Raw genomic sequence first — 11,678 nt, forward strand, 5'->3', positions numbered from 1 at the left:
TCCTCGGAAGCGGGGGTCGCGGTCCCTTCGCAAAGCACCTTGCGGTCCCGGAGAGCACCGTTGCGGTCCCCTCGTGCAGCACCGTACCGGTGCGCTCGGAGCACGGTTGCGGTCCCCTGCGAAGCAGGATGGTGGTCCGCTCGCAGGCACTGGGTCTGGTCCCCGCGAAAGCACCCGGCGGCTGCTCGCAGGCACCACGCCAGAGCCCGTCGTACGCACACCGCCGGGCCCCTCACCATCACAAGCACCTGGTCTCCTGCGCGACCGTGCCGGTCCGCTCTCAGGCACCTGCCCGCGCCCTCGCAAGCGCCGCGCCGGTCCGCTCGTAAGCGCGGCGCCAGCCCTCTCGAAGGACCGGCCGCCGCCGCCCGGATCCGCCGCGACACCGCCGCCCGGATCCGCGCCGCCGGCGTCGGCCGGGGCGTCAGCCCAGCCTCTCCCCCTCCGTGATGCGCACCCCCCGCGCCCAGTCGGCCGCACGCATCGGCTTCTTGCCCTGGGCCTGGACCCACAGCAGCTCGACGGCGTAGGAACCGGTGCCCACGTGGACGCTGTTCTTGCCCACCGCGAGCCGGCCCGGGGCGAGGTCGGTCCGGTCGGGTACGGGCGTGGCCTGGATCAGCTTGAGCCGCTCGCCGCGGAAGACGGTCCAGGCACCGGGCGCCGGGGTGCAGCCGCGTACGACCCGGTCGACGCGCAGCGCGGGCGTCGCCCAGTCGACCCGGGCGTCCTCGACGGTGATCTTCGGCGCCACGGTGATGCCCTCGGCGGGCTGCGGTACGGCCTTCAGGGTGCCGTCCTCGATGCCGTCCATGGTGGCGGCGAGCAGTCCGGCGCCCGCGAAGGCGAGCCGGGTGAGCAGGTCACCGCTGGTGTCGGTGGGGCGGATCTCCTCGGTCACGGTGCCGTAGACCGGGCCGGAGTCCAGCCCCTCCTCGATGAGGAAGGTGGACGCGCCCGTGATCTCGTCGCCGGCCATGATGGCGTGCTGCACCGGCGCCGCTCCGCGCCAGGCGGGCAGCAGCGAGAAGTGCAGGTTGACCCAGCCGTGCGCGGGGATGTCCAGGGCGGCCCTCGGCAGCAGGGCGCCGTAGGCCACGACCGGGCAGCAGTCCGGCGCGATCTCCCTGAGCCGCTCCAGGAACTCGGGGTCCCGCGGCTTCAGCGGCTTCAGCACCTCGATGCCGGACTCCTCCGCCCGCTCGGCCACGGGCGACGCGACCAGTCGGCGCCCGCGCCCGGCCGGCGCGTCGGGCCGCGTGACGACGGCGGCCACCTCGTGCCGCCCTGAGGCGAGCAGAGCGTCCAGAGCGGGAACGGCGACCTCGGGGGTACCGGCGAAGACGAGCTTCATGGGCGGGATCGGGCCTCTCGGGCGGGGGGCGGCGGGCAGCGCACCAGTCTATGACCACGAACCCGCGCCGCACGGCGCACGGGTGGGCAGGCGGCGTACGCATATGCCCGTACGCCCCCACCCCGTGACCAGCGGACCGCGAGAGCGTTGGTCAAGAAAGAGTTGACCACATCGGGCCGCTTTCCCGCTTTCGCGGCCCAATTCCTTTCAACGCCGGTTCGAGAGGCTTGTTCATGGCCGACCACGCAACCCACGACGCCCAGGCCCGGGCCAGCCTGCACTTGCTGGTGCGGGACATCGAGCGGGTCCGCCGGCAGGTGGACGCGCTGCGCACGCTCACCGCCCAGCTGGGCAACGTCTACCGCCCGCGCCGCACCGGCCCGTCCACGGGCTTCGTCGTCTACGGACGCGCTCCCGCCCCGACGGTCCGTCTCGCCCAGGAGCTCCGGGACAGTGTCGAAACCCTGGTCACGGCCGCCGTGGACTTCGACCGCTCGCTCGGCTTCTCCTGGGACGCGGTGGGCTCGGCGCTCGGGGTCACCAAGCAGGCGGTGCACCGCCGTTACGGCGCCCGCCGCGCCGCGGCCCAGGCGGCGGCCGAGGCGGAGCGGTCGCCGGAGCCGTCCGGCAGCCGCACGCTCAACGTGACCGCGGGTCTGCCCACGGTCCCCGCGGCCCGCTCCATGCCGACCCAGCCGACCGCGGGCAGCCCTACGCTGCGCGACGACGTACGCCCGACGGCCTTCCCCGGCCCGCGCAACGGCTGACTCCCCCGTCGCCCTTCCCGTCCCTCCGCCGTCCCTGCCCTCCCGGCCCGTCCCCGGGAGGGCAGCCGCGTGCGCGGCCCCTTCCGCACCGCCCTCCCGGCCCGCCCTCGTCGGCCTCTCCCCGCGTCGCCTCTCCCCGGGTCGCCTCTCCCCGGGTCGCCTCTCCCCGCGTCGGCCACCCTCGCGTCAGCCGATGTCCGCGTCAGCCGATGTCCGGTGGGTCGATCCGCACCCGTACCGCCTCCGCGCCGCCCCGGGCCATGCGCGCGGCCTGGGCGGTCTTCAGGGCGGCGGCCAGAGCGGCCCCGCTGCCCGGGGGTACGCGGACCAGGGCCCGGTCCCAGTGTTCGCCGGGTGGCGGTGCGCCGGGTCTGCGGGGCCGGCCGGACGGTGCGGGCGGCAGCGGTACCGGACCGAGCACCTCGGCGTCCGGCGGCAGCTCGACCGCCGCCATGAACTCGCCGAGGGCGTCGGGCGGCCCGGACACGGCCGCCATCCGGGACACCGGCGGGAAGCCCAGCTCGGCCCGCTCGGCGAGCTCCCGCACGGCATGCCCGACCGGGTCCCAGCGCACCAGCGCCTGCACCGGCCGCAGCGTCGGCTCGGCCACCACGACCACCGTGCCGCCCTCGCCCTGGGGCCGCACCAGCGCCCCGGCCGCGATCCACCGGCGCAGGGCGTCCTCACCGGCCCGCAGGTCGGGCCGCCCGAGCATGGCCCAGCCGTCCAGCAGCAGGGCCGCCGCGTAGCCGCCCTCGGCGACGGGTTCGGCGCCCGGGGTGCTGACGACCAGCGCGGGGGTGTCGGGCACGGTGTCCAGCACGTGCTCGCGGCCGGAGGTCCGCACCGGTACGGCGGGGAAGGCCCGCCCCAGTTCCTCGGCGGTGCGGCGGGCCCCCACGATCTGCGCGCGGAGCCGGAACCCGCCGCACTCCGGGCAGTGCCAGGCGCCTTCCTCGCGTCCGCACCAGCCGCACCGCAGAACGCCCGCGTCCTGGCCCTGGAGCGGGCCGGCACAGTGCCGGCAGCGGGCGGGAGCCCGGCACTGCGCGCAGGCCATGCGGGGCGCGTAACCCCGCCGGGGCACCTGCACCAGCACGGGCCCGTGCCGCAGCCCCTCGCGGGCCGCCTGCCAGGCGAGGGTGGGCAGCCGGGCGGCGCGGGCGGCCTCGTCGCGCGCGAGGTCCTCGTCCCCGACCGTCCGGACGAGGGGCGCGTGGAGCCGTACCTGTTCCCGTCCGGCGACCAGCGGCCGGGCCCAGCCGCTCTCGACGAGCTGGGCGGCCTCCACGGTGCAGCTCCGGCTGCCGAGCAGGAAGGCGCACCTGTCCAGCGCGGCCCGCAGCAGGAGGACATCGCGGGCGTGCGGCTGCGGGGCGTGCTGCTCGCTGTTGCTGTCGTCGCCGTCGTCCCAGATCGCCACGAGCCCCAGCTCCTGCACGGGCGCGAACATCGCCGCCCGGGTCCCCACGACGGCACGGACGGAACCGCGCCGCACCGCCAGCCACTGCGCGTACCGCTTCTCGGGCCCGGCGTCGGCCGTGAGCAGCGCGTGCCGGCCCGTGCCGAGCAGCGCGGTCAGCGCGGCGTCCACGCGCGCGGCGGCCCGCCCGTCCGGTACGACGACGAGGGCGCCGCGCCCGGAGGCGAGAGCGGCGGCGACGGCCCGGGCCAGCTCCTCGCTCCACAGCGGCCCCGGCAGCGCGTTCCACACGGCCCTGGGGGTCCCTCCGGAGGCCAGCGCGTCCAGGAAGGCGCCCCCGTGCTCGTACCGCGCCCAGGAGCCGGTGTCCGGTGCGTTCGGCGGGGGCAGCGGCGCCGGGGACGGGCGTTGCTCGGCGCGGGCGTTGCGCGGGGGGACGGCCAGTTGCAGCACATCGGCGAGGCTGCCGGCGTACCGGTCGGCGACGGCCCGGGCGAGGCCGAGCAGTTCCTCGCTCAGCACCCGCTCCGGCGACACGACCTGCGCGAGGGCGGCCAGCGGCCCGGAGTAGTCGGACTCGTCACGCCGCTCGATCAGGAAGCCGTCGATGAGCCCGCCGCCCTCCCGTCGCCCCTCGCGCACCCGGTGCCGCCCGGCCCCGAACCGCACCCGGACCCGCACGCCGGGCTGTGCCTCCGCGTCCAGCTCCTCGGGCACGGCGTAGTCGAAGTACCGGTCGAGGTGCAGCACGCCCTTGTCGACCAGGACCCGCGCGACGGGCAGTTCCCTGGCGAGCGCGGCCCCCCGCCACGTCCGCGGCTTGGCCCGCGGCGTCCTGGCCTGGCGCACGCTCTCCCGGATGAGCGCGAGCTGCTCCGGCGGCGCCCCCTCGGCCCCGCCGCCCCCGTCCGCTCCGGGAACCCCGTTCTCGCTGCTCACGCTTGCATTCTTACCAAACGCCACTGACAACGCCGCCGCCCGGCCGGTTCCCGCCCCGGCGGTGCGCCCCTGGGCCCACGACCATGACCGCATCGGCATCGCGTCCGCTGGAGGACCCGCGCGCACGCCTGGCCGCACGGCGGGCAGAGGTGAGGTCCGCGGTCGTGACCGGGTTCGACGGGGACGACGTGATGGTGCGGTTCTGCGACGGCCCGGACGGGGCCCTCGGCCGCGTGCCGCCGTACGAGCCGTCTGTCACCGGACCGGCCGTCCCTCGGAGCCGTGGCGGTGGGGCGGCGGATCACCGCGAGGTGCTGGTGGCGGCCAGGGAAAGGCCGCGCTGTCGCTCAAGGCCCTCCTGGAGGATCCCTGGGGCCGCTGGAGGGCGCACGGGCGGTGTGGTGTCCGGCCCGGTCACCGGGGTTCTCCCCTTCGGCGCCTTCGTCCGGGCCGGTGCGGGGGCGGAGGGGGTCGTGCACGTCGGCGATCCGGGCGGCAGGAGCGTCGCGGACGGGCAGGACGTGCGGGTCAGGATCGCGGAGATCGACCGTTCCCGGCGTGCGGGTCAGGATCGTGGAGATCGACCGTTCCCGGCGCCGTATCCGGCCGGCGCCCGCCGGCTGACCCGAACGTGCCGAGGCCCGGCCCCCGAAGGGAAGCCGGGCCTCGGCGAACGGTCGGCCTGGGTTACAGGCCCGCGGCCTTGCGCAGGGCTTCCACGCGGTCGGTGCGCTCCCAGGTGAAGTCGGGCAGCTCGCGGCCGAAGTGGCCGTACGCCGCCGTCTGGGCGTAGATCGGGCGGAGCAGGTCGAGGTCGCGGATGATCGCGGCGGGCCGGAGGTCGAAGACCTCGTCGATCGCCTTCTCGATCTTCTCGTGGTCGATCTTGGCGGTGCCGAAGGTCTCCACGAAGAGACCGACGGGCTCGGCCTTGCCGATCGCGTAGGCGACCTGGACCTCGCAGCGGGAGGCCAGGCCCGCCGCGACGACGTTCTTGGCGACCCAGCGCATCGCGTACGCGGCCGAGCGGTCGACCTTGGACGGGTCCTTGCCGGAGAAGGCGCCGCCGCCGTGGCGGGCCATGCCGCCGTAGGTGTCGATGATGATCTTGCGGCCGGTCAGGCCGGCGTCGCCCATCGGGCCGCCGATCTCGAAACGGCCGGTCGGGTTGACCAGCAGCCGGTAGCCCTCGGTCTCCAGCTTGATGCCGTCGTCCAGCAGCGCCTTCAGCTCCGGCTCCACGACGAACTCGCGGATGTCGGGGGCGAGCAGCGACTCCAGGTCGATGTCGGAGGCGTGCTGGGAGGAGACGACCACCGTGTCGAGGCGGACGGCCTTGTCGCCGTCGTACTCGATGGTGACCTGCGTCTTGCCGTCCGGGCGCAGGTAGGGGATCGTGCCGTTCTTGCGGACCTCGGAGAGCCGCTTGGACAGCCGGTGCGCGAGGAAGATCGGCAGCGGCATCAGGGTCGGCGTCTCGTCGGACGCGTAGCCGAACATCAGGCCCTGGTCGCCCGCGCCCTGCTTGTCGAGTTCGTCCTCGTCGCCCTCGACCCGGGCCTCGTACGCCGCGTCGACACCCTGCGCGATGTCCGGGGACTGCGCGCCGATGGACACCGAGACACCGCAGGAGGCGCCGTCGAAGCCCTTCTTGGAGGAGTCGTAGCCGATCTCCAGGATCTTGCCGCGGACGAGGGTCGCGATGTCCGCGTAGGCCTTGGTCGTGACCTCGCCGGCCACGTGTACCAGGCCGGTGGTGATCAGCGTCTCCACGGCGACCCGGGAGGTCGGGTCCTCGCGCAGGAGCGCGTCGAGAATGGTGTCGCTGATCTGGTCAGCGATCTTGTCGGGGTGACCCTCGGTCACGGACTCCGAGGTGAACAGGCGACGGGACACAACGCTCCCTGTGGTTGCAGCGGCTGCTGGCTGATCATTTGCGGTCGACACGGGGCTGCGCCCGGCGTCGACCGTGACAGTTTATCGGTCGCACTCGGTCGGCGGGCCACTGTCTCCCTTTCTGGGAACGCTGTGACCTGCGGCACGGGCATTCTGCACAATGGCGAGCGGCCTTGGCCAGGGCCGCCACGCCCGATTCGAGCGTGGCTCGAGCGTGTCGCGGACCCGGCGCGGAGTTCCCCCGATCGCCTGGCGGACCTTAGTCCAGTCGCCGCACGACCAGGTCCCAGACCGTGTCGGCGAGGGCTTCCTTGGGGCCGTGCGGCACCGGGGTCTCGCTGCCGTCGGCGCCCAGGACGACGGCCTCGTTCTCCTCGGCGCCGAAGGTCTTGCGCTCTCCCACCTCGTTGACCACGAGCAGGTCGCAGCCCTTGCGGGCGAGCTTGGTGCGGCCGTTGGCGAGGACGTCGTCGGTCTCGGCGGCGAAGCCGACGATCACCTGGCCGGGGCGGGCGCGGTCGGCGGAGATCTCCGCGAGGATGTCCGGATTCCGCACCAGGGCGATCGGGTCGGGTTCCTGGCCGTCCTTCTTCTTGATCTTCCCGGCGGCGTACGCGGCCGGGCGGAAGTCGGCGACGGCGGCGGCCATGACCACGGCGTCGGCGTCCGCGGCGGCCTTCAGGACGGCCTCGCGCAGCTGCACGGCGGTGCCCACCCGGACGACGTCCACGCCGGCCGGGTCGGGCAGGTCCGCGTTGGCCGAAACCAGCGTCACCCGGGCGCCGCGGGCTGCGGCGGTGCGGGCGAGGGCGTACCCCTGCTTGCCGGAGGAGCGGTTGCCGAGGAAGCGGACGGGGTCGAGGGGTTCGCGGGTGCCGCCGGCGGAGACGACGACATGCCGGCCCGCGAGATCGGGCTCGGTGACGCCCCGGGCCAGCACCCGGCGGCACACCTCGAAGATCTCCCCGGGCTCGGGCAGCCGGCCCTTGCCGGTGTCGACGCCGGTGAGGCGGCCGACGGCGGGCTCGATGACGACGGCGCCGCGGCGGCGCAGCGTGGCCACGTTCTCCTGGGTGGCCGGGTGCTCCCACATCTCGGTGTGCATGGCCGGGGCGAAGACCACGGGACAGCGGGCGGTGAGGAGGGTGTTGGTGAGCAGGTCGTCGGCGAGGCCGTGGGCGGCCTTGGCGAGCATGTCGGCGGTGGCCGGGGCGACCACCACGAGGTCGGCGTGCTGGCCGATGCGGACGTGCGGGACCTGGTGGACGTCGTCCCAGACCTGGGTGGAGACGGGGTTGCCGGACAGGGCCGACCAGGTGGCGGCGCCGACGAAGTGCAGCGCGGAGGCGGTGGGCACCACGCGGACGTCATGGCCCGACTCCGTGAACCTCCTCAGCAGCTCACAGGCCTTGTAGGCGGCGATGCCACCGCTGACCCCCAGCACGACCCTCGGCTTGTCCACCGTGTCTCCCCGGACTCGACAACGTACGACGCAAACGTACGACTCCATGACACACCACAGGCCCGGCAGGGTGACTGCCGGGCCTGTGGATAAGTCGATCTCAATCTGACAGTAGTACTGCGCGTACTACTGCGCCGGGCCCTCGACGGCCTCGGAGGTCAGCAGACCGGCGTTGATCTCGCGCAGCGCGATCGAGAGCGGCTTCTCGTGGACGTGGGTGTCGACGAGCGGACCGACGTACTCGAGGAGGCCCTCACCGAGCTGCGAGTAGTACGCGTTGATCTGGCGCGCACGCTTGGCAGCGTAGATCACGAGGCTGTACTTCGAGTCGGTCGCCTCGAGAAGCTCGTCGATCGGCGGGTTGATGATGCCCTCGGGCGCGGTGATGGAAGAGGACACGCTCTACCTTCCGATGGATGGGAAAGAATCAGACATCGTGATCACAGTCACGATCACACAACGTCCATCAAGGCTAGCAGCTCGCGAGCCACGTCCTCGACGGAGGTGTTGACCAAGGTCTCGTCGAACTCCGGCTCGGCCGCCAGCTCGGTCCTCGCCGCCGCCAGACGGCGCTCGATGACCTCGGGCGGCTCGGTCCCCCGGCCGGTCAGCCTGCGCACCAGCTCCTCCCAGGAGGGCGGAGCCAGGAACACCAGCTGGGCGTCGGACATGGACTCGCGGACCTGCCGGGCGCCCTGGAGGTCGATCTCCAGCAGGACGGGCTCGCCGTTCTCCAGCCGCTCCAGCACGGCCGCGCGGGGCGTGCCGTAGCGGTTGCCGGCGAACTCGGCCCACTCCAGGAGCTCGCCGTTGGCGATCAGCTTGTCCATCTCCTCGTCGGTGACGAAGAAATAGTGGACTCCGTGCTGCTCGCCGGGGCGCGGCTTGCGGGTCGTCGCCGACACCGAGAGCCAGACCTCGGGGTGTTCCTTGCGCATATGGGCGACGACCGTGCTCTTGCCGACCCCCGAGGGGCCGGAGAGCACGGTCAGCCGCGGACGTTCACTCATGCAGCGATTATTCCAGTAATCCCGGAGTGCCCGGGACTCCCGGGTCCGCCGGGAGGCGGACTCAGGAGCCGGTGCTGCCGAACTCACGCTCCAGGGAGGCGATCTGGTTGGAACCGAGACCGCGCACACGGCGGCTCTCGGAGATGCCCAGACGCTCCATGATCTGCTTGGCGCGGACCTTGCCCACGCCCGGCAGGGACTCCAGCAGCGCGGAGACCTTCATCTTGCCGATGACGTCGTTTTCCTGGCCCTGCTTGATGACCTCGTGCAGGGAGGCGCCGGAGTGCTTGAGTCGATTCTTGACCTCGGCCCGCTCCCGGCGAGCCGCGGCGGCCTTTTCGAGCGCGGCTGCGCGCTGTTCAGGGGTAAGGGGCGGAAGAGCCACGCCTACGTCACCTCGGATGTCGAACTGTCGGATACGGACCGGTGAGGAACCTAGTCGCCCCACACCTGGGGAGCCACGAGCAACACGCTGCCCGTTCTCCCCCACTGTCTGAGGGGCGCGGGAGGTGCCCCCACTGCTCGGAGACTAGCGGGCAAGTCCGCCAGAGTCAGCGAGAACAGCGGAAAAGTCCTGGTCAGCCTCCGCCAGGCCAGACATTTAAGACAAATTGCCCTCGATTTGAGGATGTATTCACTCTCAAGTCGGCGAGATCCCGCCCGGCCCGGCGCGCGACCGGGCACGCGCCGGGCACGCGGCAGGGGCTCAGACGCCGGCGACGGCCGCCTGGATCTCGGTCGCGAACCGCTCGGCCGCCCCGCGCAGCGCGCTGACGTCGGGACCGTGACGCAGAACACCCCGGCTGACGTTCGGCACGACGTTGCGCACGGCCGCCCCGAAGACCCCGGGGAGGTCGGCCGGCGTCGCGCCCTGGGCGCCGATGCCGGGCGCGAGGAGCGGGCCGCCCATGTCCAGGTCGTAGGTCGACAGGTCGCCGAGCGTGGCCCCGACGACGGCGCCGAAGGAGCCCAGCGGCTCCTCCCCCGCGTTCTCGGCGGCCAGGTGGGCCAGCATGGTCGCGCCGACGGTCCGGCCGTCGGCGCGGATCGCGTGCTGCACCTCGCCGCCCTCCGGGTTCGAGGTCAGCGCCAGCACGAACAGGCCGGTGCCGCTCTCCCGGGCCAGCGCGACGGCCGGGCTCAGCGAGCCGTAGCCGAGGTACGGCGAGACGGTCAGGGCGTCGGAGAACAGCGGGGCGTCCGGGTGCAGGAACGCTTCGGCGTAGGCGGCCATGGTCGAGCCGATGTCACCGCGCTTGGCGTCCATCACGACCAGCGCACCGGCCGCCCGCGCCTCCTGCACGGCCTTCTCCAGGACGGCGAGGCCGCGCGAGCCGAACCGCTCGAAGAAGGCGCTCTGCGGCTTCAGGACGGCCACCCGGTCGGCCATGGCCTCGACGACCGTGCGGCTGAACCGCTCCAGGCCGGCCACGTCGTCGTCCAGGCCCCACTCGGCGAGCAGGGAGGCGTGCGGGTCGATGCCCACGCACAGCGGGCCGCGCTCGTCCATGGCGCGGCGCAGCCGGGCGCCGAACGGCTCCAACGGGCTCATGCGGGCTTCCTCACGTCGGCGCCGACCGCGTCGGCGAGGGTGGCGTACGGGCTCGTGCGCAGGCGGGCGGCGAGCCCCTTGTGGACGGCCCGGCACCAGAAGGGGCCCTCGTAGATGAAGGCGCTGTAGCCCTGGACCAGCGTGGCACCGGCCAGGATGCGCTGCCAGGCGTCCTCGGCGGTCTCGATGCCGCCGACGCCCACCAGGGTGATCCGGTCGCCCACGCGCGCGTACAGGCGGCGCAGGACCTCCAGGGAGCGTTCCTTGAGCGGGGCGCCGGACAGGCCGCCGGTCTCCTTGACCAGCGCGGCGGAGGACCGCAGGCCGAGGCCCTCGCGCGCGATGGTGGTGTTGGTGGCGATGATGCCGTCCAGGCCCAGCTCCACGGCGAGGTCGGCGACCGCGTCGACGTCCTCGTCGGCGAGGTCGGGGGCGATCTTCACCAGGAGCGGCACGCGGCGGTTCGCGACCGTGCGGTCGGCGGCCTCGCGCACGGCGGTGAGCAGCGGGCGCAGGTGTTCCACCGCCTGGAGGTTGCGCAGGCCGGGGGTGTTCGGGGAGGAGACGTTGACGACCAGGTAGTCGGCGTACGGAGCGAGGCGCTCGGCGGACTTCACGTAGTCGGCGACGGCCTCCGTCTCCGGGACGACCTTGGTCTTGCCGATGTTGACGCCGACCACGGTCCGGAAGACCGGCTGGCGGGTGGCCAGGCGGGCCGCCACGGTGAGGGAACCGTCGTTGTTGAAGCCCATCCGGTTGATCAGGGCGCGGTCCGCGACCAGGCGGAACAGGCGCTTCCTGGGGTTGCCGGGCTGCGGCTCACCCGTCACCGTGCCGATCTCGACGTGGTCGAAGCCCAGCATCGACATGCCGTCGATGGCGACGGCGTTCTTGTCGAAGCCGGCGGCGAGCCCGAAGGGGCCGTGCATGCGCAGCCCGAAGGCCTCCGTGCGCAGCTCCTTGTGGCGGGGCGCCAGGGCAGCCGCGACGAAGGTGCGCAGCACGGGGACGCGGGCGGCGAGGCGGATCCAGCGGAAGGCCAGGTAGTGGGCCTTCTCGGGGTCCATGCGCTGGAAGACCAGCTTGAAGAAGATGGTGTACATGGTGTCCTCGTGAAGAGGGGGACACCGTTTCCGGTGTCCCCCTCGGGGCTGCTAGTCGCGGGCCGCGGTGAGGTGGGCCGCGTGTTCCTGGAGGGAGCGGACGCCCACGTCGCCGTGGTTCAGGGCGTCGATGCCCTGGACGGCCGCGGCGAGTGCCTGGACGGTGGTCAGG

The 11,678-nt window shown here is 73.4% G+C and carries 11 protein-coding genes; 2 read left to right on the forward strand and 9 right to left on the reverse strand.

Features of this window, described 5'->3' with window-relative positions:
* Positions 1-424 precede the first annotated feature (424 nt).
* Positions 425-1,354, reverse strand: a complete 930-nt coding sequence (gene fmt / locus ACZ7N4_RS32310) for a methionyl-tRNA formyltransferase (RefSeq protein WP_471365525.1) — start codon at positions 1,352-1,354, stop codon at positions 425-427.
* A 233-nt stretch (positions 1,355-1,587) separates the two neighbouring features.
* On the opposite strand from fmt, the gene ACZ7N4_RS32315 reads away from it, so the two are divergent.
* A complete protein-coding gene (locus tag ACZ7N4_RS32315) occupies positions 1,588-2,121 on the forward strand; it encodes a hypothetical protein (protein ID WP_471365529.1) in 534 nt (177 codons plus the stop codon).
* A gap of 202 nt (positions 2,122-2,323) precedes the next feature.
* Here the strand turns inward: ACZ7N4_RS32315 and ACZ7N4_RS32320 are convergent, their stop codons facing one another.
* Positions 2,324-4,483 (reverse strand): primosomal protein N', encoded by a 2,160-nt coding sequence (locus tag ACZ7N4_RS32320; RefSeq protein ID WP_471365532.1) that lies wholly within the window; start codon positions 4,481-4,483, stop codon positions 2,324-2,326.
* A gap of 191 nt (positions 4,484-4,674) precedes the next feature.
* On the opposite strand from ACZ7N4_RS32320, the gene ACZ7N4_RS32325 reads away from it, so the two are divergent.
* Positions 4,675-5,226 (forward strand): S1 RNA-binding domain-containing protein, encoded by a 552-nt coding sequence (locus ACZ7N4_RS32325; RefSeq protein ID WP_471365561.1) that lies wholly within the window; start codon positions 4,675-4,677, stop codon positions 5,224-5,226.
* On the opposite strand, the gene metK is transcribed toward ACZ7N4_RS32325, so the two are convergent.
* From metK to ACZ7N4_RS32360, 7 genes are all read right to left on the reverse strand, one after another.
* The gene (metK, locus tag ACZ7N4_RS32330; RefSeq protein ID WP_471365535.1) at positions 5,171-6,379 is read right to left on the reverse strand and encodes a methionine adenosyltransferase; all 1,209 of its coding nucleotides are present in this window, start codon (positions 6,377-6,379) and stop codon (positions 5,171-5,173) included. The two genes, ACZ7N4_RS32325 and metK, sit on opposite strands and share 56 nt — an antisense overlap.
* A 259-nt stretch (positions 6,380-6,638) precedes the next feature.
* Positions 6,639-7,841, reverse strand: coding sequence for a bifunctional phosphopantothenoylcysteine decarboxylase/phosphopantothenate--cysteine ligase CoaBC (gene coaBC / locus ACZ7N4_RS32335; RefSeq protein WP_471365540.1), 1,203 nt, complete (start codon positions 7,839-7,841; stop codon positions 6,639-6,641).
* Positions 7,842-7,967: 126 nt separating this feature from the next.
* Positions 7,968-8,240 (reverse strand): DNA-directed RNA polymerase subunit omega, encoded by a 273-nt coding sequence (gene rpoZ / locus ACZ7N4_RS32340; protein ID WP_003982715.1) that lies wholly within the window; start codon positions 8,238-8,240, stop codon positions 7,968-7,970.
* A 53-nt stretch (positions 8,241-8,293) separates the two neighbouring features.
* Entirely contained in the window at positions 8,294-8,980 is a 687-nt protein-coding gene (gmk, locus tag ACZ7N4_RS32345; RefSeq protein ID WP_471365543.1) for a guanylate kinase, read from the reverse strand.
* Positions 8,913-9,236, reverse strand: a complete 324-nt coding sequence (locus ACZ7N4_RS32350; RefSeq protein ID WP_003977346.1) for an integration host factor — start codon at positions 9,234-9,236, stop codon at positions 8,913-8,915. The genes gmk and ACZ7N4_RS32350 overlap by 68 nt, the downstream gene beginning before the upstream one ends.
* Positions 9,237-9,557: 321 nt before the next feature.
* A complete protein-coding gene (gene pyrF, locus ACZ7N4_RS32355) occupies positions 9,558-10,403 on the reverse strand; it encodes an orotidine-5'-phosphate decarboxylase (RefSeq protein ID WP_471365546.1) in 846 nt (281 codons plus the stop codon).
* Positions 10,400-11,506 (reverse strand): quinone-dependent dihydroorotate dehydrogenase, encoded by a 1,107-nt coding sequence (locus ACZ7N4_RS32360; protein WP_471365550.1) that lies wholly within the window; start codon positions 11,504-11,506, stop codon positions 10,400-10,402. Before ACZ7N4_RS32360 ends, pyrF begins: the two co-directional genes overlap by 4 nt.
* Positions 11,507-11,678: the final 172 nt, after the last annotated feature.

The sequence above is a fragment of the Streptomyces sp. NPDC107654 genome (assembly GCF_055639035.1).